Source organism: Streptomyces sp. NPDC006314, assembly GCF_040613075.1.
In the GTDB taxonomy this organism is placed as follows: domain Bacteria; phylum Actinomycetota; class Actinomycetes; order Streptomycetales; family Streptomycetaceae; genus Streptomyces.
Genome location: NZ_JBEXRL010000003.1, coordinates 330176 through 353875, shown reverse-complemented (window position 1 = coordinate 353875; position 23700 = coordinate 330176). Strand labels below are relative to the sequence as shown.

The 23700-nt window shown below is 71.5% G+C and carries 19 protein-coding genes, 2 tRNA genes and 1 pseudogene; 12 read left to right on the top strand and 10 right to left on the bottom strand.

What is annotated here, in order from left to right; translation table 11 throughout:
• Positions 1–330 precede the first annotated feature (330 nt).
• The 3 genes from ABZ079_RS07295 (at position 331) to ABZ079_RS07285 (ending at position 3864) form a co-directional block, all read left to right on the top strand.
• A complete protein-coding gene (locus ABZ079_RS07295) occupies positions 331–2157 on the top strand; it encodes an acyl-CoA dehydrogenase (protein WP_356938414.1) in 1827 nt (608 codons plus the stop codon).
• A gap of 87 nt (positions 2158–2244) precedes the next feature.
• Complete coding sequence (locus tag ABZ079_RS07290) at positions 2245–3543, top strand: M18 family aminopeptidase (RefSeq protein ID WP_356938413.1); 1299 nt, start codon at positions 2245–2247, stop codon at positions 3541–3543.
• Between the two features lie 66 nt (positions 3544–3609).
• On the top strand, positions 3610–3864 hold the full coding sequence (locus ABZ079_RS07285) for a DUF6458 family protein (protein ID WP_356938412.1): 255 nt from the start codon (positions 3610–3612) through the stop codon (positions 3862–3864).
• Between the two features lie 12 nt (positions 3865–3876).
• Here the strand turns inward: ABZ079_RS07285 and ABZ079_RS07280 are convergent.
• Positions 3877–4366, bottom strand: a pseudogene (locus tag ABZ079_RS07280) (alkyl hydroperoxide reductase); the annotation flags it as partial.
• Positions 4367–4511: 145 nt separating this feature from the next.
• On the bottom strand, positions 4512–4898 hold the full coding sequence (locus tag ABZ079_RS07275; RefSeq protein WP_356938411.1) for a cupin domain-containing protein: 387 nt from the start codon (positions 4896–4898) through the stop codon (positions 4512–4514).
• Between the two features lie 52 nt (positions 4899–4950).
• On the opposite strand from ABZ079_RS07275, the gene ABZ079_RS07270 reads away from it, so the two are divergent.
• The gene (locus ABZ079_RS07270; RefSeq protein WP_356938410.1) at positions 4951–5961 is read left to right on the top strand and encodes a helix-turn-helix domain-containing protein; all 1011 of its coding nucleotides are present in this window, start codon (positions 4951–4953) and stop codon (positions 5959–5961) included.
• Positions 5962–6261: 300 nt separating this feature from the next.
• Positions 6262–6756 carry an LURP-one-related family protein gene (locus ABZ079_RS07265; RefSeq protein ID WP_356938409.1) on the top strand — a complete coding sequence of 165 codons (495 nt, stop codon included), beginning with the start codon at positions 6262–6264 and terminating at the stop codon, positions 6754–6756.
• Here the strand turns inward: ABZ079_RS07265 and ABZ079_RS07260 are convergent.
• Entirely contained in the window at positions 6753–7577 is an 825-nt protein-coding gene (locus tag ABZ079_RS07260) for a carbon-nitrogen family hydrolase (protein WP_356938408.1), read from the bottom strand. The genes ABZ079_RS07265 and ABZ079_RS07260 overlap by 4 nt on opposite strands.
• Before the next feature lie 224 nt (positions 7578–7801).
• On the opposite strand from ABZ079_RS07260, the gene ABZ079_RS07255 reads away from it, so the two are divergent.
• Together ABZ079_RS07255 and ABZ079_RS07250 are read left to right on the top strand one after the other, a co-directional pair.
• A complete protein-coding gene (locus ABZ079_RS07255; protein WP_356938407.1) occupies positions 7802–8626 on the top strand; it encodes a maleylpyruvate isomerase family mycothiol-dependent enzyme in 825 nt (274 codons plus the stop codon).
• A gap of 122 nt (positions 8627–8748) precedes the next feature.
• Positions 8749–9501, top strand: coding sequence for a class I SAM-dependent methyltransferase (locus tag ABZ079_RS07250; protein WP_356938406.1), 753 nt, complete (start codon positions 8749–8751; stop codon positions 9499–9501).
• Positions 9502–9655: 154 nt separating this feature from the next.
• On the opposite strand, the gene ABZ079_RS07245 is transcribed toward ABZ079_RS07250, so the two are convergent.
• Both ABZ079_RS07245 and ABZ079_RS07240 read right to left on the bottom strand, forming a co-directional pair.
• On the bottom strand, positions 9656–10954 hold the full coding sequence (locus ABZ079_RS07245; protein ID WP_356938405.1) for an MFS transporter: 1299 nt from the start codon (positions 10952–10954) through the stop codon (positions 9656–9658).
• The gene (locus ABZ079_RS07240; protein ID WP_356938404.1) at positions 10951–11625 is read right to left on the bottom strand and encodes a GntR family transcriptional regulator; all 675 of its coding nucleotides are present in this window, start codon (positions 11623–11625) and stop codon (positions 10951–10953) included. The genes ABZ079_RS07245 and ABZ079_RS07240 overlap by 4 nt, the downstream gene beginning before the upstream one ends.
• A 189-nt stretch (positions 11626–11814) precedes the next feature.
• On the opposite strand from ABZ079_RS07240, the gene ABZ079_RS07235 reads away from it, so the two are divergent.
• Positions 11815–12717: a D-alanyl-D-alanine carboxypeptidase gene (locus ABZ079_RS07235; RefSeq protein WP_356938403.1), complete on the top strand. Its 903-nt coding sequence runs from the start codon at positions 11815–11817 to the stop codon at positions 12715–12717.
• A 130-nt stretch (positions 12718–12847) separates the two neighbouring features.
• On the opposite strand, the gene ABZ079_RS07230 is transcribed toward ABZ079_RS07235, so the two are convergent.
• Positions 12848–13396 carry a hypothetical protein gene (locus ABZ079_RS07230; RefSeq protein ID WP_356938402.1) on the bottom strand — a complete coding sequence of 183 codons (549 nt, stop codon included), beginning with the start codon at positions 13394–13396 and terminating at the stop codon, positions 12848–12850.
• Between the two features lie 511 nt (positions 13397–13907).
• Here ABZ079_RS07230 and ABZ079_RS07225 point away from each other — a divergent pair.
• From ABZ079_RS07225 to ABZ079_RS07215, 3 genes are all read left to right on the top strand, one after another.
• A tRNA-Gly gene (locus tag ABZ079_RS07225) sits at positions 13908–13982 on the top strand.
• 4 nt (positions 13983–13986) lie between these two features.
• Positions 13987–14058 (top strand) — tRNA-His (locus ABZ079_RS07220).
• A 2-nt stretch (positions 14059–14060) separates the two neighbouring features.
• On the top strand, positions 14061–16382 hold the full coding sequence (locus ABZ079_RS07215; protein ID WP_356938401.1) for a hypothetical protein: 2322 nt from the start codon (positions 14061–14063) through the stop codon (positions 16380–16382).
• A gap of 206 nt (positions 16383–16588) precedes the next feature.
• On the opposite strand, the gene ABZ079_RS07210 is transcribed toward ABZ079_RS07215, so the two are convergent.
• Genes ABZ079_RS07210 through pdhA form a run of 3 tightly spaced genes read right to left on the bottom strand, consistent with a single transcriptional unit; the run spans position 16589 to position 20223 of the window.
• Positions 16589–17992: a dihydrolipoamide acetyltransferase family protein gene (locus ABZ079_RS07210; protein ID WP_356938400.1), complete on the bottom strand. Its 1404-nt coding sequence runs from the start codon at positions 17990–17992 to the stop codon at positions 16589–16591.
• Between the two features lie 10 nt (positions 17993–18002).
• Positions 18003–18980: an alpha-ketoacid dehydrogenase subunit beta gene (locus ABZ079_RS07205; RefSeq protein ID WP_356938399.1), complete on the bottom strand. Its 978-nt coding sequence runs from the start codon at positions 18978–18980 to the stop codon at positions 18003–18005.
• A gap of 1 nt (position 18981) precedes the next feature.
• Positions 18982–20223 carry a pyruvate dehydrogenase (acetyl-transferring) E1 component subunit alpha gene (pdhA, locus tag ABZ079_RS07200; RefSeq protein ID WP_356938398.1) on the bottom strand — a complete coding sequence of 414 codons (1242 nt, stop codon included), beginning with the start codon at positions 20221–20223 and terminating at the stop codon, positions 18982–18984.
• A 747-nt stretch (positions 20224–20970) separates the two neighbouring features.
• On the opposite strand from pdhA, the gene ABZ079_RS07195 reads away from it, so the two are divergent.
• Positions 20971–21987: a phosphotransferase gene (locus tag ABZ079_RS07195; protein WP_356938397.1), complete on the top strand. Its 1017-nt coding sequence runs from the start codon at positions 20971–20973 to the stop codon at positions 21985–21987.
• A 64-nt stretch (positions 21988–22051) separates the two neighbouring features.
• On the opposite strand, the gene ABZ079_RS07190 is transcribed toward ABZ079_RS07195, so the two are convergent.
• The gene (locus ABZ079_RS07190; protein WP_356938396.1) at positions 22052–23683 is read right to left on the bottom strand and encodes a protein kinase; all 1632 of its coding nucleotides are present in this window, start codon (positions 23681–23683) and stop codon (positions 22052–22054) included.
• Positions 23684–23700 lie beyond the last annotated feature (17 nt).

The window sequence follows — 23700 nt, the reverse complement described above, 5'->3', positions numbered from 1 at the left end:
GCGACCGCCGGTCTCGCCCGGATCACCGCGCCACCCTGGCCGGCTCACCGGCCGACGGCCCCCTCGGGCCGCCCCCGGCTGCACCGGGGCGGTGGCGGCGGGGAGAGCAGGCGCCCTGGTGGAGATACCGGGCGGTCGCCTGCCTTTCGCCGAGCATCCCGGCCCATGGGCGGCGCTGCTCACGCGCGTGGCGGAGTAGACCCTTCTCACACTTGGACGGGCAGGGGTTGCTTCTTATTACCGACGGGTAGCATCATCGTGCTACTTGTTGGTACGTGAACTAGGTGCGAGGAGTCAGTGCCTCGCCGATCTCTCTACGGAGCCGTCGCCATGGGGCACTACAAGCCGAATCTCCGCGACATCGAGTTCAACCTCTTCGAAGTACTGGGGCGCGACAAGGTGTACGGCACCGGCCCGTTCGAGGAGATGGACGTCGACACCGCCAAGAGCATCCTCGAGGAGATGACCCGCCTCTCGGAGAACGAGCTGGCCGAGTCCTTCGCCGACGCCGACCGCAACCCGCCGGTCTTCGACCCGGAGACCAACACCGCGCCCGTCCCGGCGTCCTTCAAGAAGAGCTACCAGGCCTTCATGGACTCCGAGTACTGGCGGCTCGGCCTGCCCGAGGAGATCGGCGGCACCACCTCGCCCCGCTCCCTGATCTGGGCCTACGCCGAGCTGATCCTGGGCGCCAACCCGGCCGTGTGGATGTACTCCTCGGGCCCGGCGTTCGCCGGCATCCTCTTCGAGGAGGGCAACGAGGTCCAGAAGCACATCGCCTCGGTCGCCGTCGAGAAGCAGTGGGGCTCCACCATGGTGCTCACCGAGCCGGACGCCGGCTCGGACGTGGGCGCCGGCCGCACCAAGGCGATCCAGCAGGAGGACGGCTCCTGGCACATCGAGGGCGTGAAGCGCTTCATCACCTCTGGTGAGCACGACATGTCGGAGAACATCCTCCACTACGTGCTCGCGCGTCCCGAGGGCGCCGGCCCCGGCACCAAGGGCCTGTCCCTCTTCCTCGTCCCGAAGTACCTCTTCGACTTCGAGACCGGCGAGCTGGGCGAGCGCAACGGCGTCTACGCCACCAACGTCGAGCACAAGATGGGCCTGAAGGCCTCCAACACGTGCGAGATGACCTTCGGCGACAAGCACCCCGCCAAGGGCTGGCTGATCGGCGACAAGCACGACGGCATCCGCCAGATGTTCCGCATCATCGAGTTCGCCCGCATGATGGTCGGCACGAAGGCGATCTCCACGCTCTCCACCGGCTACCTGAACGCGCTGGAGTACGCCAAGGAGCGGGTCCAGGGCCCGGACCTGGCGAACTTCATGGACAAGACCGCGCCGAAGGTCACCGTCACCCACCACCCCGACGTGCGCCGCTCGCTGATGACGCAGAAGGCGTACGCGGAGGGCATGCGCGCCCTGGTGATGTACACCGCCTCGATCCAGGACGCGATCCAGATCAAGGAGGCCGCCGGCGAGGACGCCTCCGCCGAGCACGCGCTGAACGACCTGCTGCTGCCGATCGTCAAGGGCTACGGCTCCGAGAAGGGCTACGAGCAGCTCGCCCAGTCGCTGCAGACCTTCGGCGGCTCCGGCTTCCTGCAGGAGTACCCGATCGAGCAGTACATCCGGGACTCCAAGATCGACACCCTGTACGAGGGCACCACGGCGATCCAGGGCCAGGACTTCTTCTTCCGGAAGATCGTCCGCAACCAGGGTGCCGCGCTGAACTCGCTCGCCGAGGACATCAAGAAGTTCCTGGCGCTGGGCACCGGCGGCGAGGAGCTGGCCGGCGCCCGCGAGCAGCTGGCCAAGGCGGCCGTGGAGCTCGAGGCCATCGTCGGCCTGATGCTGACCGACCTCGCGGCCACCGAGCAGGACACCAAGAACATCTACAAGGTGGGCCTGAACACCACCCGGCTTCTGATGGCCTCCGGTGACGTCGTCGTCGGCTACCTGCTGCTGAAGGGCGCCGCGATCGCCGCCGAGAAGCTGGCCACGGCCTCGGCGAAGGACAAGGCGTTCTACACCGGCAAGATCGCCGCGGCGAAGTTCTTCGCGGCGAACGTCCTGCCCGGCGTCACGCTGGCCCGCAAGGTCGCCGCGACCGTCGAGCTGGACCTGATGGAGCTGGACGAGGCCGCGTTCTAGACGTTCCGGACGTCCCCGCCGATTCCCCGCACGGGCCCGCTCCCCTTTCCCGGGAGCGGGCCCGTGCACGTCGTTAAGGTGAACCCCATGAGCGCAGCAGCCCGCTTCGATCGCGGCCACACCGACGACCTGATGACCTTCCTGGCGGCGAGCCCGTCGCCGTACCACGCCGTGGCGAACACCGCCGAACGGCTGGAGAAGGCAGGCTTCAGGCAGGTCGCCGAGACGGACGCCTGGGACGGTACGAGCGGCGGCAAGTACGTGCTGCGCGGCGGCGCGATCGTGGCCTGGTACGTTCCCGAGGGCGCCGACCCGCACACCCCGTTCCACATCCTCGGCGCGCACACCGACTCCCCGAGCCTGCGGGTCAAGCCGCGACCGGACAGCGGGGCGCACGGCTGGCGGCAGATCGCCGTGGAGATCTACGGCGGCCCCCTGCTGAACTCCTGGCTGGACCGGGATCTGGGGCTGGCCGGCCGGCTCACCCTGCGCGACGGCTCCACCGTGCTCGTGAACGTGGACCGCCCGCTGCTGCGGGTGCCCCAGCTCGCCATCCACCTGGACCGCTCGGTCGCCACCGAGGGGCTCAAGCTCGACAAGCAGCGGCATCTGCAGCCGGTGTGGGGCCTCGGCGACGACGTACTGGAGGGCGACCTGATCGCCTTCCTCGAGCAGGAGGCGGGGCTTGAGGCCGGTTCCGTGGCCGGCTGGGACCTGATGGCGCACCCGGTGGAGCCGCCGGCGTACCTGGGCCGGGACCGCGAACTGGTCGCCGGTCCGCGCATGGACAACCTGCTGTCGGTGCACGCGGGCGCGGCCGCCCTGGCCGCCGCCGCGGCCTCCGGCGCCGCGCTCACCCGCATCCCCGTGCTGGCCGCCTTCGACCACGAGGAGAACGGCTCCCAGTCGGACACCGGTGCGGACGGCCCGCTGCTGGGTACGGTGCTGGAGCGGTCGGTGCTCGCGCGCGGCGGCTCGTCGGAGGACCGGGCCCGTGCCTTCGCCGGCTCCGTCTGCCTGTCCTCCGACACCGGCCACGCCGTCCACCCCAACTACGCCGAGCGGCACGACCCGACGCACCACCCGCGGGTCAACGGCGGCCCGCTCCTCAAGGTCAACGTCAACAACCGCTATGCCACGGACGGTTCGGGCCGTGCGGTGTTCGCCGCCGCCTGCGAGAAGGCGAACGTCCCCTTCCAGACCTTCGTCTCCAACAACTCCATGCCGTGCGGCACCACCATCGGCCCGATCACCGCGGCTCGGCACGGCATCCACACGGTCGACATCGGCGTCGCGATCCTCTCGATGCACAGCGTCCGTGAACTCTGCGGAGCCGACGACCCGTTCCTGCTGGCGAACGCGCTGACGGCGTTTCTGGAGGGCTAGTTCGGACCCCGCCGGGTACCCGGACAGCACCGGAGATTCCGGAACCGGAAGGGGAGGCGAAGCCTCATGGGGCTCGGCGGATGCATCATCCTCATAGCGGTGGGGGCCATCCTCACCTTCGCGACCGACTGGGACATGCAGGGCGTCAACCTCACGGTCGTCGGTCTGATCCTGATGGCCGTCGGCCTGATCGGCGTCGCGACGTTCAGTGGAATCGCGCGACGCCGGCGGGTCGTGGTCCCGCCGACCACGCCGGTCGTCGAGGAGACGCCGCACCACCACCACCGCGGCGAGGGCTACACGGACGGCTACGGCGTCTGACGTGACTCCTGCCTACTGCTCCTCCATCCCCGCCAGGACGAGCGGCAGTCGGTTCGCCGCGCCCTCGGCGAGGCGGATCGGGACACCCCAGTCCTGCTGGTGGACATGGCAGGCGGGGTACTCGTTGGCAGGGTCGTCGTCGCAGGTGGCCGCCATCGCGGAGACGTGCAGGACGCCCTCCGTGGCGGCCGGGTTCAGCTCCAGCTCGCGGGTCGGCTCCGTGTCCGCTCCCTCGCCCTTGAGCAGCAGCTCGGGCGGGGTCGAGGAGACCGGCAGACGGGTCGAGGGGCCGTACCGCGTATCCGGCTTCTGACCCGCCGGGGCCTGGAAGACCACGTCCGGGCGGACGGTGCCCGGGGCGACCTCGGTCGCGGCACGCCGGGTGCGGTGGGCGACCGACTCCACCCCGGACCGCGTCCTCGGGCAGGCGCAGCCGCGTCAGGCGGTGCCGGGCGGACTCGACCACCATGATGTCCTCGTCGGCGAGGACGGCGTCGCTGGGACCTTGCCGATGAGCTCGGGGGCGGCGGACGCGGGCGCGTCGGGGTGCGGAGTCGGCCATGGCCCCAAGAGTGCCACCCGACTCCGACAACCGGTGCGACGCCTGTGGACAAGTCGGTCGTCAGTCCCGGTGGAGCGGTGTCCGGTCAGGAGAGAGCGTGGCCCGTGGTCGCGTCCACGTGGCCGGGCACCTCGTCGTGCCGGTCGCCGACGGTGAGGGTCCCCGTGGGCTCGAAGACCAGGATCTCGGTGGGCACGGGCGCGTAGGGCTTGTGCTCGGTGCCGCGCGGGACGGTGAACACCGCGCCCTTGGAGAGGACGACCGTGCGCTCGCCGGCCGGTTCGCGCAGGCCGATGTGGAGTTCGCCGTCGAGGACCAGGAAGAACTCGTCGGTGTGCTCGTGGGCGTGCCAGAGGTGTTCGCCCTGCACCTTGGCCACGCGGACGTCGTAGTCGTTGACGGTGGTGACGATGCGGGGGCTCCACCGCTCGGTGAAGGAGGCCAGTGCCTTGTCCAGGGAGATCGGTTCCATGGACTCATCGTGCGGGTGCCGCGGCCGCCCGTACGAGTGCTAGAAATCGCATATGCCGCAACGATCCTCTCAAGCCCCGCACCGGGTCACCGTGATCGTGGACGCGGGCACCAACCCGTTCGAGGTCGGCGTCGCCACCGAGCTGTTCGGACTGCCCCGGCCGGAACTGGACCTGACCGGGCCCCTCTACGACGTGACGCTGTGCTCGCCCGCCCCCGAGGTGCGGATGAACCACGGGTTCTTCAGCATGAGCGGTCTGCCCGGTCTGGAGGCGGTGGACGGGGCCGAGACCCTGATCGTGCCCGGCCGCCCGGACAACGTCGTGCCGCGCGGTCCCGACGTCCTGGCCGCGATCCGCCGCACGCACGCGCGTGGCGCCCGTGTCGTCAGCTTCTGCACCGGCAGCTTCGCGCTCGCCGAGGCCGGGCTGCTGGACGGCCGCCGGGCCACCACCCACTGGATGTGGGCGGACGCCTTCCGAGAGCTGCATCCGAAGGTGCTGCTGGAGCCGGACGTGCTGTTCGTCGACGAGGGCGACGTCCTCACCGCCGCGGGCAGCGCGGCCGCGCTCGACCTCGGCCTGCACATCTGGCGCAGCGACCACGGGGCCGAACTCGCCAACGCCGTCTCCCGGCGCCTCGTCTTCGCCGCCCACCGTGACGGCGGGCAACGGCAGTTCGTGGAGCGGCCGGTGCCGGACGTGCCCGACGAATCACTCGGCCCGCTGCTGGCCTGGGCGCAGGAGCGGCTGGGCGAGCCGCTGACGGTCGCCGCCCTGGCGGCCCGCGCGGCCGTCTCCCCCGCCACCCTCCATCGCCGCTTCCGCACTCAGCTGGGCACGACTCCGCTGGCGTGGCTCACCGGGGAGCGGGTGGCGCTGGCGTGCCGGCTGATCGAGCGGGGCGAGGAGCGGCTGGACGTCGTGGCGGCCCGCAGCGGCCTGGGCACGGCGGCCAACCTGCGGGCCCGCCTGCGGCGCGGGACGGGGCTCAGCCCCTCGGACTACCGGCGGCGCTTCGGGCCGGCGGGAGGTGTGCCGTCATCGGGGGGTGCGGGACGGTGAGCCGGGAGCAGGGGTCGCGGGCGGTGCGGTGGCCTCGGGCCCGTTCCGTCCGAGCCAGGCGTCCGCCACCGCTTTCGGGACCTCCGCCGTCAGGACGCCCTCCTTGGTGAAGGCGAGCCCCCGGGGGTGGTCGCCGCCGCGGCAGCCGTCGGACGGACGGCGAGCCGCGCGTCGGCGGATGCGTCGATCACCGGGCCGCCGGCACCGTGACCGCACACCCTCCCGGTCAGGACACGCAGTCGCATCCGTCCCTCCTTCCGGCTCCGTGACGATCACCCCGTGCCGGGGAACGGTATCCGCATGAGATACCTCGTACGCGACCGTATCCTCGGCATCGGTGACGACTGGTGGATCGAGGACGAGCACGGCCGGCAGGTGTTCCTCGTCGACGGCAAGGCGATGCGGCTGCGGGACACCTTCGAGCTCAAGGACACCCAGGGGCGGGTCCTGATCGACATCCACCAGAAGATGTTCGCGCTGCGCGACACGATGGTGATCGAACGGAACGGCGAAGGCCTGGCCAGGGTCAAGCGCAAACGGCTGTCCCTGCTGCGCCACCACTACCGGGTCGCCCTGGCCGACGGCACAGAACTGGACGTCAGCGGCAAGATCCTGGACCGGGAGTTCGCCGTCGAGTACGACGGCGAACTCCTCGCGGTGATCTCCCGGCGCTGGCTGACCCTCCGGGACACCTACGGCGTCGACGTCGTACGGGATGACGCCGATCCGGCGCTGCTCATCGCGGTGGCGGTGTGTGTGATCCACCTGGCGGAGAAGGAGGGGGAGGAGGACTAACCCCGATGCCGGGGTGGCTCCAGGCCGAGGACCCGGTCCTTCAGGGCCGGGAACTGCTCGCGGACGGCCGCGACCTTCGCCGGGTCGAAGTCGACCGTGAGGATCTCCTCGCCCGGACCGGCCTCGGCGAGCACCTCGCCCCACGGATCGACCACGATCGAGTGACCCGCCTGCGGAACTCCCGCATGAGTGCCGGCCGTTCCACAGGCGAGCACGAACGCCTGGTTCTCCACCGCCCGCGCCTGAGCCAGCAGCGTCCAGTGCGCGCGTCGCCGCTCGGGCCAGCCCGCCGGGAGCACCAGCACCTCGGCGCCGGCGTCGACCAGCCCACGGAAGAGTTCGGGGAAACGGAGGTCGTAGCAGGTGGCCACGCCGAGGGTGGTCCCGGGCAGCCGGACCGTGACCAGGTCACGTCCGGCGCCCATCAGCACGGCCTCGCCCTTGTCGAAGCCGAAGCGGTGGATCTTGCGATAGGCCGCGGCCAGTTCACCGGAGGGGGAGAAGACGAGAGAGGTGTTGTAGAGGATGCCGTCCCCCGCGGCGGAGCCGCTGCCGGACGCTGTTCGCTCCGGGATGGACCCCGCGTGCAGCCACACGCCCGCGTCGCTCGCCGCCTTGGCCAGCGCCTCGTACGTCGGTCCCTCGAGCGGCTCGGCCTCGCGGCCGAAGTCCTCGTAGGCGAAGGCGCCGGTGGTCCACAGTTCGGGCAGAACCACGAGGTCGGCACCGGCCTGCTCCCGCACCAGCGCGGCCACGCGCTGCCGCCGGAAGTCGACCGATTCGTCCTCGTCCACGGCGATCTGGATCAGCGAGGCGCGCACACTACCACCGTCCTGGCATTCGAGTCGTCCACACGGGCCTACGATCGTCACACGAAAGCACTGCCGGGGTGCCTCACAGCAGCGTAACTTGGGGGTCCTCCCCCGTTCGAGCGCAGCCGAGAACTTGGGGGAGGCCCAAGACACCCGCCGAGTGCAGCCACCGCCCGCTGGCAACGCCGCCACACCACCTGCCCGTGTACCGACCGCCGAGGGGTCCCGTTTCCGTGAGTCTGCATCCCACCCTCCAGCCCTACGCCGACGCCTGGACGCACTCCATCGAAGCGATATCCGAGATGGTGCAGTCACTCGTCGACGGTGAGTGGAACCGGCGGACCCCGTGCCCCGGCTGGTCGGTGCGGGACATCGTGTCCCATGTGATCGGCATGGACTGCGAGATGCTCGGTGACCCGCGCCCCATCCACTCCCTGCCCAGTGACCTCTTCCACGTCGCCACCGAGCACCAGCGCTACATGGAGATGCAGGTCGACGTCCGCCGCCACCACACGGCGCCGGAGATGACGGCCGAGCTGGAGTACACGGTCATCCGCCGCAACCGCCAGCTGCGCAACGAGTCCCGCGACCCCGGCACCACGGTGCGCGGCCCGCTGGGCAAGGACATCACCCTCGAACATGCCTATCGGATGCGGGCGTTCGACGTGTGGGTGCACGAACAGGATCTGCGCACGGCCCTCGGCCGCCCCGGCAACCTCGACTCGCCGGGTGCGTACGTCGCCCGGGACGTCCTGCTGGATGTGCTGCCCAGGGTCGTCGCGAAGGACGCGGCCGCGCCGCGCAGTTCGGCGATCGTGTTCGACGTCCACGGACCGGTCGAGTTCCTGCGCACGATCCGCGTCGACATCCAGGGTCGCGGCACCCTGGAGACCGCCCCCGCCCTCGGCCCCGCCGCCACCCTCACCCTCGACTGGGAGACCTACGTCCGCCTCGCCTGCGGCCGGGTCACCCCGGAGGCGGTCGCGGACCGGGTGAAGACGGAGGGCGACCAGGACCTGGCCGCGGCCATCCTGCGCAACCTCTCGGTGACGCCGTAGGGAGCGGGGCGAAAGGCCCCGTCCGGCCTCCTGGCCGACCGTGAACAAAAGGCCGCGCCCGGCCTCCTGACCGACCGTAAACAAGTGGTGGGCCGCTGGGAGCACCACCTAGCGTCCTCGCCATGACCGACACTCCGCCCCGCCTCAGCCGCCTCACCTTCCACGGCCCCCTCTCCGAGCCCCGCGCCGGCAGGATGGTCCAGCGGCTCGCCGCGACCCGCCCCCACACCGTGCTGGACATCGGCTGCGGCTGGGCCGAGCTGCTTCTCCGCCTCCTGGACGCCGTACCGGGCGCCAAAGGCACCGGCATCGACGTCAGCGGTGAGGATCTGGCCAGGGCGCGGCGCAACGCCGAGCGGCGCGGGCTCGCGGACCGGGTGGAGTTCGTGCAGGAGTCGGCCCTGGAGACGCGGCGCGGCCCGGCCGACGTGGTGCTGTGCCTCGGCGCGAGCCAGGCATTGAGCGCCGCCGACTCACCCACCGTCGAAGCCCTGCGCGAGCTGCGCCGGCTGGTGACCGACGGCGGGCGTGTGCTGCTCGGCGAGAGCTTCTGGGAGCGCCCGCCCACCGAGGCAGAGCTGTCCGGCATGTGGCCGGGCGCCACCGCCGCCGACCACTACGATCTCGCGACCCTCCTCGACCTGGCCGTCGAGGCCGGGTTCCGGCCGGAGTGGACGGAGACGGCCGGCCCCGAGGAGTGGGAGGAGTTCGAGTCGGCGTACCAGGCGGACACGGAGGTCTGGCTCGCCGGACACCCGGAGCATCCGCTGGCCGCCGAGACCCGGGAGCGCCTGGACCGGCACCGGGCGCAGTGGATGAGTTACCGGGGCGTCCTCGGGCTCGCCTACCTCACCCTCGTACCGGTGGCGCGCTGACCCCGCCGGCCCGCACAACCGCACCGGGGGCCGTCCGCCCTGACCGCGCGCGGGCCACGGAGAGCCTCCGACGGCGAGCACCCCCGGTGGTCCGGCCTCCCTCCCAGCCGATGGGAAACGGGTGCGCGCGGGTCGGCAGGCACTGAGGCACGGCTCAAGCCGCGGGCACGTGCACCGTCTCCACGCGGCTCGCCACCAGCCGTTCCCGCTCGCGGCGGGCCGCCCGGCCCCGCAGCCGGAGGATCTGGCTGACACCCAGCGCCTGCAGGACGAAGACCGCGGAGAAGGCCACGGTGTAGTCGTCGCCGGTGGCGTCCAGCAGCACGCCGATCGCGAACAACGTCGTCATGGAGGCGATGAAACCGCCCATGTTGGTGATACCGGACGCGGTGCCCTGTCGCTCGGGCGGATTGGCCGGCCGGGCGAAGTCGAAGCCGATCATCGAGGCCGGACCGCAGGCGCCGAGCACCGCGCAGAGCCCCACCAGCAGCCATATCGGCGCGTGCTCCCCGGGGTATGTCAGCGTCACCGCCCACAGCAGCGCGGTCGCCCCCACGGTGCCGAGCGCCAGCGGCAGCCGCGCCGCATGGTGCCGGGCGACGATCTGACCGTAGACGAGCCCGATCACCATGTTGGACAGGACGACCAGGGTGAGCAGCTCACCGGCCGTGGCCCGGCTGAGCCCCTGCGCCTGCACCAGGAACGGCAGGCCCCACAGCAGCAGGAACACCATCGCCGGGAACTGGGTCGTGAAGTGCACCCACAGGCCGAGACGTGTGCCCGGCTCCCGCCAGGCCGCGGCGATCTGCCGGCGGACGTAGGCCGCGCCCCGGTGCGAGGACGGCTCGGGCTCGTGCCCTTCGGGGTGGTCCTTGAGGAAGAGCAGCGTCAGCACCAGGACGACCGCGCCCGCGAGCGCGCTGCCCGCGAACGCCGGCGTCCAGCCGATGCCGTGCAGCAGCCGGGCGAGGAGCAGGGTGGAGACCAGGTTGCCCGCCATGCCGACCAGGCCCGCGAGCTGCGCCACCATGGGTCCGCGCCGGACCGGGAACCAGCGGGTGCCGAGCCGCAGCACGCTGATGAAGGTCATCGCGTCCCCGCAGCCGAGCAGCGCCCGGGAGGCGAGCGCGGTGCCGTACGAGGGGGAGAAGGCGAAGCCCAGCTGCCCGGCCGTGAACAGCACGGCACCGATGCTCAGCACCTTCTTGGTGCCGAGCCGGTCGACCAGCAGGCCGACGGGTATCTGCATACCGGCGTAGACCAGCAGCTGGAGGATGGAGAAGGTCGACAGCGCGGAGGCGTTGACGTGGAAGCGGTCGGCCGCGTCGAGGCCCGCGACGCCCAGCGAGGTGCGGAAGATGACGGCGACGAAGTAGACGGCGACGCCTATGGACCACACGGCGACCGCCCGTCGGCCGCCCGGAGGGTCACCTGGAAGGGTGGCGTTGGTCATCGGACCTCACCCCGCGCCAGGTGCGAGAACCAGCTCACATGCCGGTGCACGACCCCGACGGCCGCCTCCGCGTCCCCGGCGCGCAGCGCCTGCAGGATCTCCTCGTGCTCGGCGAGCGTCTTGGCGATCCGGTCGGGGTGCGAGTGCATGACGGCGACGCCCATCCGCAGCTGGCGGTCGCGCAGCTGATCGTAGAGCCGGGAGAGGATCTCGTTGCCGCCGCTGCGCACGATCTCGGCGTGGAAACAGCGGTCGGTGACCGCGGCCGCGGCCAGATCGCCGGCGGCGGCCTGCGCCTTCTGCTGCTCCAGCAGCTCCGTCAGCCGCTCCAAGAGGATTGGCGGGGCGGGTACGGCCTTGCGGGCGGCGTGCTCCTCCACCAGCAGCCGGGTCTCCACCACGTCGGCGATCTCCTGCGCGGAGACGGGCAGCACCAGGGCACCCTTCTTCGGGTAGAGCCGGATCAGGCCTTCGGCCTCCAGCCTCAGCAGCGCTTCCCGGACGGGCGTGCGCGAGACGCCGACGGCCTCGGCCAGCTCCCCCTCGGTGAGGAGGGTTCCGCCCTCGTAGCGGCGGCCGAGGACACCCTGCTTGACGTGGGCGTAGACGCGGTCGGCTGCGGGTGGCTGCTTGAGGGTCCGATGGGTGGTCTGCTGAACGGCCGTGTTCATGCCGACAGGATAGATACAACACGCACGCATGCGGGAGCCTCGTCCACGATGCGGACGTGACGAAAATCCCCCGCAGCACCCGCACAACCATGTGTGCTAATTACATGTCACACCTGTGCGGCCCCACGCTCTTGCCGCCTCAACTCGGCCGCACTTCAGGGGCATTCACGACAATCGGGGTATCTCACTTTGATTACCGGCATTAAGGGCACCCGCATCCGCAGAGCCGCTGCCGTCGCCGTCACCTCCGGCGCGCTGCTCGCCACCGGTGCCCTCACCGCGGCGCCCGCGCAAGCCGTCACCGCGCCCTCGATCGTGGCCAAGGGTGGCTACGTGATGAACAACGCGAACGGTTCGTCGCTCTACACCAAAGCTGCCGACACCACGCGGTCCACCGGCTCCACCACCAAGATCATGACCGCCAAGGTCGTGCTCGCGCAGTCGAACCTCAACCTGGACGCCAAGGTGACGATCCAGAAGGAGTACAGCGACTACGTCGTCAGGAACAACGCCTCGCAGGCCCACCTGATCGTCGGCGACAAGGTCACCGTCCGCCAGCTGCTGTACGGCCTGATGCTGCCGTCCGGCTGCGACGCCGCCTACGCGCTCGCCGACAAGTTCGGCACCGGCACCACCCGGGCCCAGCGCGTGGCGAGCTTCATCGGCAAGATGAACACCGCCGCCAAGAACCTGGGTCTGAAGAACACCCACTTCGACTCGTTCGACGGCATCGGCCACGGCTCCAACTACTCGACCCCGCGCGACCTGACGAAGATCGCCAGTAGCGCGATGAAGAGCTCCACGTTCCGCACGATCGTCAAGACGAAGACGTACACCGCGAAGACGATCACCAAGACGGGCAGCACCCGCACGATGAACCCGTGGACGAACACCAACGGGCTCCTCGGCAGCTACAGCGGCACCATCGGCGTGAAGACCGGCTCCGGCCCCGAGGCGAAGTACTGCCTGGTCTTCGCCGCGACCCGGAACGGCAAGACGGTCATCGGTACCGTCCTCGCCTCCACCTCCATCTCCCAGCGCGAGGCGGACGCGAAGAAGCTCCTCACCTACGGCTTCGCCAAGCTCGGCTGACGCCACGCGGAGACACACGGGCCCGTCGCGGAAGCGACGGGCCCGTTCTGCGCTCGGGGCCCGCGCTCGGCCGAGGCCGGCATACGCACCCGGGAGGACGAGGGCCCCTCCTCAGGGTCCGCCCGGACGCTCATGTGGTCGACGGAAGCTGGTCGTAGGTCCGGAAGGTGTAGGAGGCGTCGTACGACATCACGTTTCCGCTGCTCGCCGGGAGGCCCAGCCGTCGGTTGAGGGGTCCGGCCAGCGGTCCGCAGTGCTCCGCGGCCGGCGCGGTGAACGTGTCGTCGTACGCCGAGAACTCGATCAGCGGTGGATCCTGGGAGACCCACCTGGAGGGACCCGAACGCTTGAGCTGGAAGTCGAGGGGCGCGTCGGCCCCGATGGTGCAGCCGTGCGGCAGCAGGGGGCTCAGCAACCGCAGGCGCATGCTCCACCGGCCGGTGTAGAAGTCGGACCGGCCGCCGTACTCCGGCTGTATCGCCAGCCCCAGGACCGGCGAGCGTCCACCTGCGGGGGTCCCGGTCAGCCCGCCCGGCACGGCGGTCGGCGCGCTGTGCATCGCTCCCCACACCTGCCCCTTGCCGCCGTCCGGCAGGGGTCCCTCGGCGTGCGTCATGGTGATCGGCGCAAGCGTCACCGTGGCCTTGCCGACCGTCACCCGGGGTGCGGCCGTGTGCACTTCACATCTCCAGCGGGCCGGGTCGACGCCGTCGGGAAGCGAGGGACAGTCACGGAAGCCGGTCGATGGCGAGGGGCCGGCAGCAGGCGCGGAGTAGGCCGTCCCCTGTGCACTCACCACTGTGGCCGCAGCCAGGACGGCGGCGCCGACCGCGGTGACAGCGGCACGTCGGAGGAGCGGGGGACGCGGGCGGGAAGCAGTGGCTTTGGGCATGTGACCAGAGTGCCGCGAGCAGCAGGCCGGTCACCATCGGTGATACCCCTGGTCCTACCCGCACGCCCCCCTGACGCCTTGTCAGGGTGCCCGCGCGGCGCCGCTCTCCGCCACGCGCTGTGATCGTCTCCTCCGCAGAAGCCTCGGGTCGTCCGACCCCGTCGACGGAGGCCCGCACCATGCGCACCCGTAGCTCCACCGGCCAATTCGCCCGCAGCCCGGCTCGCCAGGGAGCAGCACGAGCCGCGGCCGAAACCCGTTTGTACGAATCCCCGCTCCCTGGCTACCGTCGGCTCATCGACGTGTAGCTCAGCAGCAGAGCACCGGGCTTCCAACCCGGAGGGCGCGGGGGCGGAACCCGCCACGTCGGCCATCGACGACGTGTAGCTCAGCAGCAGAGCACCGGGCTGTGGTCCCGGAGGGCGCGGGGGCGGAACCCGCCACGTCGGCTATGAACGACGACGCTGAGCAGCAGCATTCCGCCCAGGCGAACCCGGGTTACGCGGCCGGTCAATTGACCGCCGCGTTCCGTACGGCCGCCACGCACCCGGATCCGGAGACCCGCCGGCGCGCACAGGAGCGCGGGCGCAGGTGGCGTGCCGTCCTGGACGGAATGGTCAACGGACCGCTGACGATCGGCTCCCGCGCGCCCGTCGCCGGACTGCCCCCGTGGGTCACACCGGAGGTCGTCCGGGGCGGTTTCGCCACCGGCGAGCCGAGCGCGGGCGGTCCCCTGCTCGACTTCGAGACCGCCGCCGCGCGCCGGGCCGGTGTGCCCGCGGAGCGGCGGGCGCTGTTCGGTTACTTCCTGTCCGAGGAGGGGCTCACCTACCTGTACGCGCTTCTCGACAGCGGACGCTACGCGGTGACCGTTCCCGAGGAGGCCGCCCTGCTCACCGTGGCCTGGCTGGTCCGGGCCGGGGAGACGGACGCCGCCCTGGACCTGGTGCGGGAGCTGGCGCCGTTCGCCGACCGGCTGCGGTTCGGCCCGCGGCCGTCCGACCGGCCCGCGCCCCGGCCCGACGCCGTGCACCGCTCCACCGTCGCCGGTGCCTCCGCGGCCCTCGCGCGCCGGCGCCCCAGCACAGCCGTCGAGACCCAGCGCGAGGCTCTCGCCGTCTGGCAGCCCTTCGGCGACGAACTGCTGCTGCACTGGCTGGAGGTGACGGACGAGGAGGGGTACGTACGGATCCCCGCGACCGCGGATGCCTGGCACGCGCGCTCCGCCGAGCTGCTGTGTCGCTACCGCGACCTGGCCCTGCGGCACACCCACTGCACCAAGCACCGCAAGCCCAAGGAGAACCTGGGCATCCTGCGCGCCGCGCTGGAGGAGACCGCCGCCGGGCGGGAGCTGGAGCCACGACGGCTCGGGATGCTGCGGCACGCCGTCGCCTCCATGGTCCGGCGGCGCGGGCGGCCCGGCTCCGAGCGGCACACGGAACTGCGGCGGGGGCAGGCCGCCCAGGCGGCACTTCCCTCGCACCACGCGCTCGCCCGCGTCGTGCTGGGGCGGCTGTCCGGCCTGCCGCAGTCCGGCGGGGTGAGCGAGGTCGAGCCGATCGTCGCGCCGGTGAGTGAGGAGGAGGCCGGTGAGACCGGCGCGCCAGCCGGCGCGGGCATCCCGCCCGCCGTACGCCGGCCCGTCGAGGCCGCGCTCAGCGCCCCCGTCGGCACGCTCGTGGAGCGTGGGGTGGTTCCCTCCGCGGAAGTCCTGGCGGAGCTGGTTCCCCAGCTCGTCGCCGCCGCCACCGCCGGGCAACACCGCGATCCGGCCCTGCGCACGCTGGCCGCCGCGCACTACCGCGCGTTCCGCAATCGCCGCTCCCTGCTGCTGCTCAACCTCCAGCGGCAGGTCCGGGTGGAGGAACTGCCGTGGGTGCGGGCCGTCGCCGGCCACCGCGGCGCCGACGGGGCGGACGAGGCGGCGGCCGCCGCGCTGCGGCAACTGGGCGGGCTGGCCGTGCGGGCCTTCCCGGGCACGATCCTGCCCAACCCGCTGATCCGCGAACTGTCCGTGCTCGCCCGCCAGGCCGAGCTGGACACGCCCCTCGTGGAGGAACTCGCCACCGACATCTTCATGGGCACGTTCACCCCGAAGTTCCTCACCGCCGCGCGCGTCGCGGCCGAACTTCTCGGCGGAGGTTCCCTGTACGAGCGCTACTACGCCATCGACTACCTGGCCGTACGCAACCTGGCCGTCGTCGAGGCGGGAGAGGCGGCGCGCCGGTCGGGCGGGGCCCGTACGTCGCCCGGGTTCGCCGCGCTGTGCCGGCAGCGGGCCGCGGCGTTCGCACCGGGGACGGGGACGTCCCGTTCCTGGGCCGCCGAGAACGGCACGGTGATCGAGCAGGCGCAGATCCTCACCACCCACAACCTGGCCACCCTCGTCCACCGGGTCGGCATCGACCCCGGCGTCGGCTGGGACGAGTTGACCCTGTGCTGCTTCGACACGGTGTGCCGGCTGACCGGACGCGTCCACCGCAACCCGCGTCCGCTCGGCGCCATCAAGGACGTCGCCTACGCCTGGCGGCAGATGGTGTTCCACCTGTCGCTGTGCACGCCGGACGAGCAACGGCGCACCGTGGACCGGCTGACCGAGGACATGGCACGGCAGCCCCGGCATGTGTCCGGACGGCTCGCTCCCGCCCTCACCGGCCTCCGCCAGGTCATGAGCGGCGACCCGGCCGACGCGGGCAAGGGCCGCCTGCTGCTGGGCTGGAGCACCGGCGGCCACTGGTTCCGCCCGGACCCGGGGCCGGCCGGGCCGCGGTGAGGAACCGAAGGGGAGGCCGGGGCAGGGGCAGGGGCCGAGGCGGCGGCACACCGCGCCGGGTGGCGTGTTGTCGCTGCTGACGAGGGGACTGGCCACCGGCGGCGGGTGTACGTCCGCTCGGGCGGCTTCGGCCGACGGCCGTTGGTGTGGGCGCTGGTGTGGACCGAGCCGCGCCCCCGGGGATCCGGGTGCGCGGCCTCCTCGGCTCATGCCCAGGTGATCAGGCGCTTCGGCTGCTCCAGGATCGCCGCCACGTCCGCCAGGACCTTGGAGCCCAGCTCCCCGTCGACCAGGCGGTGGTCGAAGCTCAGCGCCAGTGTGGTGACCTGGCGGGGCTTGACCTTCCCCTTGTGGACCCACGGCTGAAGCTTGATCGCTCCGACCGCGAGGATCGCGGACTCGCCGGGGTTGAGGATCGGCGTGCCGGTGTCGACACCGAAGACGCCCACGTTGGTGATGGTGACCGTGCCGCCCTGCATCGCGGCCGGCGAGGTCTTGCCCTCGCGCGCCGTCGACACCAGCTCGCCCAGCGCCTCCGCCAGCTGCGGCAGCGTCTTGGCGTGGGCGTCCTTGATGTTCGGCACGATCAGACCGCGCGGGGTCGCCGCAGCGATGCCCAGGTTGACGTAGTGCTTGAGCACGATCTCCTGGCTCGCCTCGTCCCAGGACGCGTTGACGTCCGGGTTGCGCTTGATGGCGACCAGCAGGGCTTTGGCGATGAGCAGCAGCGGGTTCACCCGCAGGCCCTGCATCTCCTTGTCCTGCTTGAGCTCCTCGACGAGCTTCATGGTGCGGGTCACGTCCACCGTCACGAACTCCGTGACATGCGGCGCCGTGAAGGCCGAACCGACCATCGCCGCCGCCGTCGCCTTGCGCACGCCCTTGACCGGGATACGCGTCTCCCGCGCACCGTCGTGGGTCACGGCGGGTGCGGGGGCCGGACGGGCCGTCGCGGGGGTCTGCACCACCGGTTCGGGAGCGGCCGTGGGCGTGGCCGCCGCGTGGACGTCCTCGCGGGTGATGACCCCGTCCGGCCCGGACGGGGTGATCACGGCGAGGTCGACGCCCAGGTCCTTGGCCAGCTTGCGCACCGGCGGCTTGGCCAGCGGGCGGGGCTTCTCCGCGACCGGGGCGTGGCCGTGGCCGTTCAGCTCCGCCTGGATCGCCTGGGCCGGTGCCGGCACGGTGACCTCGGGGCCCTTGCGGGGGCGGCGCTTGGTGGCGGAGGTGGACACGCCGTAGCCGACGAGGACCGGCTGGCGGGCCTCCTTCTTCGGCTCCTCGGACCGCTGGGCGGGCTGCTCGGGCGCCGCCTTCGGCTGCTCGGCGGGTGCCTCGGCCGCCGCGCCGCCCGCCACGTCCACCGTGATGATGGCCGTGCCCACGTCCACCGTGGTGCCTTCCGGGAAGCGCAGTTCACGGACCACGCCGTCGTAGGGGATGGGGAGTTCGACGGCCGCCTTCGCGGTCTCGACCTCGCACACCACCTGACCGTCGGTGACCGTGTCACCGGGCTGGACGTACCACTTGAGGATCTCGGCCTCGGTGAGTCCCTCGCCGACGTCCGGCATCTTGAACTCGCGTACGGACGCTTCCGTCATCGTCGTCACGACCCTCTCCTCAGTACGCCAGCGAGCGGTCGACGGCGTCGAGCACGCGGTCCAGGTCCGGCAGGTACTCCTCCTCCAGACGCGCCGGCGGATACGGCGCGTGGTAGCCGCCGACCCGGAGCACCGGAGCCTCCAGGTGGTAGAAGCAGCGCTCGGTGATCCGCGCGGCGATCTCCGCGCCCGAGCCGAAGAACACCGGCGCCTCATGCACCACGACCAGCCGGCGGGTCTTCTCCACCGACGCCTGGATCGCGTCGAAGTCCAGCGGGGAGACCGAGCGCAGGTCCAGGACCTCCAGGGACTTGCCCTCCTCTCCCGCCGCGGCGGCGACCTCCTGGCAGAGCTTCACCATCGGGCCGTAGGCGGCCAGGGTGAGGTCGGTGCCCTCACGGACGACCTGGGCCTTGTGGAGCGGGGCCGGGATGGCCTCGGGGTCGACCTCGGCCTTGTCCCAGTACCGGCGCTTGGGCTCGAAGTAGATCACCGGGTCGTCGCTCTGGATGGCCTGCTGCATCATCCAGTACGCGTCCGACGCGTTCGACGGAGAGACGATCTTCAGGCCGGCCACGTGCGCGAACAGCGCCTCGGGGGACTCGGAGTGGTGCTCGACCGCGCCGATGCCACCGCCGTAGGGGATGCGCACGACGACCGGCATCTTCACCTTGCCCAGCGAGCGGGCGTGCATCTTGGCCAGCTGGGTGACGATCTGGTCGTAGGCCGGGAAGACGAAGCCGTCGAACTGGATCTCCACCACCGGGCGGTAGCCGCGCAGGGCGAGGCCGATCGCGGTGCCGACGATGCCGGACTCCGCCAGCGGGGTGTCGATGACCCGCTCCTCGCCGAAATCCTTCTGGAGGCCGTCCGTCACGCGGAAGACACCACCGAGCTTGCCGACGTCCTCGCCCATGACGAGGACCTTGGGGTCGGCGTCCAGGGCACGGCGCAGCGACTCGTTGATGGCCTTGGCCATCGCCATCTTCTCGGCCATGTCAGTGACCCCCTTCAGCATCGGCGAACGACGCCTGGTAGGCGGCGAACTGGGCTCGCTCCTCGTCGACGAGCGCGTGCCCGTCCGCGTACGCGTTCTCGAAGATGGCGAAGCGGTCCGGGTCGGGCATGGCGCGGACCGCTTCGCGCACTCGTTTGCCCAACGCCTCGGACTCGGCCTCGAGTTCCGCGAAGAATCCCTCGTCCGCGTGGTTTGACGCCTCCAGGTACCGGCGAAGGCGCAGGATCGGGTCCTTCGCCTCCCAAGCGGCCCGCTCCTCGTCGCCCCGGTAGCGGCTCGGGTCGTCGGAGGTGGTGTGGGCACCCATGCGGTAGGTGTACGCCTCGACCAGGGTGGGGCCCTCACCGTTGCGGGCGCGCTCCAGTGCCCACTTGGTGACCGCCAGGCACGCCAGCACGTCGTTGCCGTCCACCCGCACGCCCGGGAACCCGAAGCCCTGCGCGCGCTGGTACAGCGGCACGCGGCTCTGCTTCTCGGTGGGCTCGGAGATCGCCCACTGGTTGTTCTGGCAGAAGAAGACGACCGGCGCGTTGTAGACCGCGGAGAAGGTGAACGATTCGGCCACGTCGCCCTGGCTGGAGGCACCGTCGCCGAAGTAGGCGATGACGGCCGAGTCCGCGCCGTCCTTGGCGATGCCCATGGCGTAGCCGGTGGCGTGCAGCGTCTGGGAGCCGATGACGATCGTGTAGAGGTGGAAGTTGTTGCTGTTCGGGTCCCAGCCTCCGTTGTTGACGCCACGGAACATGCCGAGCAGGTTGGTCGGGTCGACCCCACGGCACCAGGCGACGCCGTGCTCGCGGTAGGTCGGGAAGACGTAGTCGTCCTCGCGGGTGGCCCGGCCGGAGCCGATCTGGGCGGCCTCCTGGCCCAGCAACGAGGCCCACAGGCCCAGCTCTCCCTGGCGCTGCAGGGCGGTGGCCTCGGCGTCGAAGCGGCGGGTGAGCACCATGTCGCGGTACAGGCCGCGCAAGTCGTCGGGGGTGATGCCGGCGACGTAGGTGTCGTACTCGGCGTTCTTGACCCGCTTGCCCTCGGGGGTCAGAAGCTGCACGAGTTGCGGCTCGGGGCTCTTCTTCGCGGCGCTGCGGGTGGTGCGGGTGGTGCGCTTGGTGCCGGTGGCTCCGGTCGCGTCGCCGGTCGTGCCGGTCTTGCTGCCGGTGGTGCCGGCCTTGCCTGCGGCGCTGCGTCGCGGCTTGCGCGCGGCACTGCTGTCCACGGTCACGTGTGCTCCTCCGTCGGTCCGGCCCCCGGGGTTGCCGGCAGGCCAGTGCGGCTCACCTGTTGTCGACCACCGGGCACGGGGTGGGTGCCACTCGGCCGGGAACAGGCGTGACAGGTGCCCCGGCGAGCGCCCTGCAACCATCACGTTACCCAGTGCTCCACATTTCTGTGAAACCCCACCTGACCTGCGATTTTGCTTGGATTTCCAAGTAAAATCGAGGTGGCGGGCAAGCGTGCTGGTCACAGCCTTGCTCACGGCCGGAGCTACCGCACGTTATCCCGCTCACCCAGCTCACGGGAAGAGTTTGCGTGGGAGACCGACTCCGTGCGTGAAGGCGGAGAAATCAGCATATTTCTTCTGGTACGGATTCCGGCCACCCGACTCGACGTGGCGGAACCGGGCGTCAGATCGGTGCACGGCCGCACCCGCCCGAGAAAACGATCAAGAAACGGAAAAGCCCCGCAATCTCTGCGGGCGAGTGAATCCTCCAAGGCCTTGGAATTCGTCAGACCTTTTCAACAGCCTTCAAACAGAACTTTGAAGAGGGTCGCAGCTTCCCTGTCGCCACGCCGCCGTCACGGAGGTCCGTGCGGCTGCGCGGGCGCCTGACCGTCGACCCGGAGTTCGTCCCGGTGCGCCCTGTGACCGAAAGCGACCGACGGCGACTGTGTGTGATAAGCCCCAGCTCACAGGGTCTTTTCGTGCCCTAGCATCTGCCGCGTGCCGCGCTCTTGTGTACCACCCCCCGTGCCCCACGCGCCCCCTCTGGGCGCCCTGCTGCGCCTCTACGCCGCCGGTACCGCCCTCACCTGTGAGCCGGTCGATCAGGGCCTGCTCAACCGCGGCTACCGGTTGTGCACCACCCGCGGCCGCTACTTCCTCAAGCACCACTTCGACCCCGACACCGCCGACCCGGCCGCCATCGAACGCCGGCACCGGGCCACCCAGCGCCTGGCCGACCTCGGCGTCCCGGTCGCCGTGCCGCTCGCGCACCGCGAGGGCCGCACGGTCGCCGTCGTCGGCGGCCACGCCTACGCCCTGCACCCCTGGATCGACGGCAGGCACCGCCACGGCGGCCAGCTCACGCGCGCGCAGAGCGCACGCCTGGGTGCGCTCCTGGGCGCCGTGCACGCCTGTCTGGAGCGCGTGATGCCACCCAAGGGGCGCACCCGCCCGGCCACGAGCCCCCACCCCGTGGAGAGCGCCGACCCGGCCGACACCTTCGCCCTCATCGACGACCTGCTCGCCCACGTGCGCCGCCACCGCCCCGCCGACGCCTTCGACGAGCTGGCCCGGCACCGCCTCCTGGAACGCCGCGCACTGCTGGAGCAGCACACGGACCGGCGGCCGCCGCGCGGTGGCTCGGTGGGCTGGGTGCACGGCGACTTCCACCCGTTCAACCTGCTCTACAAGGACGACGCCCCGGCGGCCATCGTCGACTGGGACCGGCTCGGCGTGCAGCCCCGCGCCGAGGAGGCCGTACGCGCCGCCGCGATCTTCTTCGTACGGCCCGCGGGCCAGCTGGACCTGCCGAAGGTGCGGGCGTACGCGCGCGCGTACCGGCGTGCGGCCGGCGCCCCGCCCTCGGAGCTGGCGGCGGCCGTGCACCGGGTGTGGTGGGAGCGGCTGAACGACTTCTGGATGCTGCGCTGGCACTACGAGCGCGGCGACACGCGCGCGGACTGCCAGTTCCCGGCCGCCTCGGCGCTCGCGGTGTGGTGGACACGCGCGTACGACACGGTGTGCGACGCGTTCGTGCGGTGACCCGGGGCGGCCGGGACGGGCCGGCAGGTCAGTGTGATGCCGGCCCGGTCGCCGTGGGTGTCCTTCAACCGGCGGTGTCGCCCGTGCCGCCGTCCGCCGTGGCCCCGTCGACGGTGCCGTCCGTGGTGCCCGTGTCCGTGCCACCCTCCGTGGTGCCCGTGTCCGTGCCGCCTTCCGTGGTCCCCGTGTCCGTGCCGCCGTCCGCGGGGTCCGTGGGCTGCGACTGCGAGGTCTGCGGGTCGGACGGCTCGTCGCTCGGTTCGGAGCTGGCCGACTGGGACGGCGTGTACGACGGGGTGTACGGCGGGGGCCAGTTGGAGCCGGTGCCCCCCGTGTCCGAGCCGGTGCCGGTGGAGGGCTCCGTGGGCTGCTCGTCCGTGCTGTCGTCGGACGGGCTCGGGGAGGGGGAGTGTTCCTTCGTGCTCTTGGAGTGCGTCGTCGTCGGCTTGGTGTCGGTGCCGTTGCCGCTGCTGCCGCCGACGCCCTTGAGCGCCACCGCGACGCCCGCCGCGATCGCGATGACCGCGAGGACGGCGAGGATCCACAGCTTGCCGCGCCCACTGCCCTTGTTGCCGTGCCCTTCGAAGCCGCCTTCGTCGCCGCCCCCGTATCCGGCGGGCAGGATCGGCTGCGGGATCTGCGCGGTGCCCGCGCCGAAGTCGCCGGGATGCTGCATCACGGTCGTCCCGGCGAAGCCGGCCGCCGGGGTGTGCCGGCCGTCGTGCGTCTCCACCGGGCCCGTGTTCCAGGTGCCGGTGTGGCCGCCCTGGTCGTACAGCATCTGGAGGCCGTACTGGATCAGACCGCGCATCTCCTCGGCCGTCTGGAACCGGTCGTCGGGCTCCTTGGCGAGAGAGCGCATGACCAGGCCGTCCAGCTCCGGCGGCACGGCGTCGGAGACCTCCGAGGGCGGGGTCGGGATGTCCTGGACGTGCTGGTAGACCACCGACAGCGGGGTCTCACCGGTGAACGGCGGCCGGAGGGCGAGGAGTTCGTACAGCAGGCAGCCGGTCGCGTACAGGTCGGAGCGGTGGTCGACGGCCTTGCCGAGCGCCTGCTCCGGGGAGAGGTACTGCGGGGTGCCCATGACCATGCCGGTCTGCGTCATCGTCGTGGACGCGCCGTGCAGGGCGCGGGCGATGCCGAAGTCCATCACCTTGACGGCACCGCTGTGAGTGATGATGACGTTGGCCGGCTTGATGTCGCGGTGCACGATGCCGTGCTGGTGCGAGTAGGCGAGCGCCTCCAGCACTCCGGAGACGATGATCAGGGCCTGCTCGGGGCCCGGCGCCTCGGCGTTCAGCAGCAGGTCGCGGATGGTGCGGCCCTCGACCAGCTCCATCACGATGTACGGCACGGACTGGCCGCCCACGTAGTCCTCGCCGGAGTCGTACACGGCGACGATCGCGTGGTGGTTGAGTCCGGCGACCGACTGGGCCTCGCGGGTGAAGCGGGCCTTGGAGACCGGGTCCTCGGCCAGGTCGGCGCGGAGCAGCTTGACCGCGACCGTACGGCCCAGGCGCACGTCCTCGGCCGCGAACACCTCGGCCATGCCGCCCCGGCCGAGCCGGTGTGTGAGCCGGTACCGGCCGTCACCGACCAGCCCTCCGTTACCCCACATCTCCGGCGTGTCTGACATGCCGCCGCCAGTCGCCTCGGGGTCGGACGGGCCCTGGGCGCTGTGCGTCTGTGCCATCGGTCCTCGCCGTCGTT

Coding starts and splice junctions, on each gene's coding strand:
- ABZ079_RS07295 (WP_356938414.1), top strand. CDS start 331: ATGGGGCACTACAAGCCGAATCTCCGCGACATCGAGTTCAACCTCTTC.
- ABZ079_RS07290 (WP_356938413.1), top strand. CDS start 2,245: ATGAGCGCAGCAGCCCGCTTCGATCGCGGCCACACCGACGACCTGATG.
- ABZ079_RS07285 (WP_356938412.1), top strand. CDS start 3,610: ATGGGGCTCGGCGGATGCATCATCCTCATAGCGGTGGGGGCCATCCTC.
- ABZ079_RS07275 (WP_356938411.1), bottom strand. CDS start 4,898: ATGGAACCGATCTCCCTGGACAAGGCACTGGCCTCCTTCACCGAGCGG.
- ABZ079_RS07270 (WP_356938410.1), top strand. CDS start 4,951: ATGCCGCAACGATCCTCTCAAGCCCCGCACCGGGTCACCGTGATCGTG.
- ABZ079_RS07265 (WP_356938409.1), top strand. CDS start 6,262: ATGAGATACCTCGTACGCGACCGTATCCTCGGCATCGGTGACGACTGG.
- ABZ079_RS07250 (WP_356938406.1), top strand. CDS start 8,749: ATGACCGACACTCCGCCCCGCCTCAGCCGCCTCACCTTCCACGGCCCC.
- ABZ079_RS07245 (WP_356938405.1), bottom strand. CDS start 10,954: ATGACCAACGCCACCCTTCCAGGTGACCCTCCGGGCGGCCGACGGGCG.
- ABZ079_RS07240 (WP_356938404.1), bottom strand. CDS start 11,625: ATGAACACGGCCGTTCAGCAGACCACCCATCGGACCCTCAAGCAGCCA.
- ABZ079_RS07215 (WP_356938401.1), top strand. CDS start 14,061: ATGAACGACGACGCTGAGCAGCAGCATTCCGCCCAGGCGAACCCGGGT.
- ABZ079_RS07205 (WP_356938399.1), bottom strand. CDS start 18,980: ATGGCCGAGAAGATGGCGATGGCCAAGGCCATCAACGAGTCGCTGCGC.
- ABZ079_RS07190 (WP_356938396.1), bottom strand. CDS start 23,683: ATGGCACAGACGCACAGCGCCCAGGGCCCGTCCGACCCCGAGGCGACT.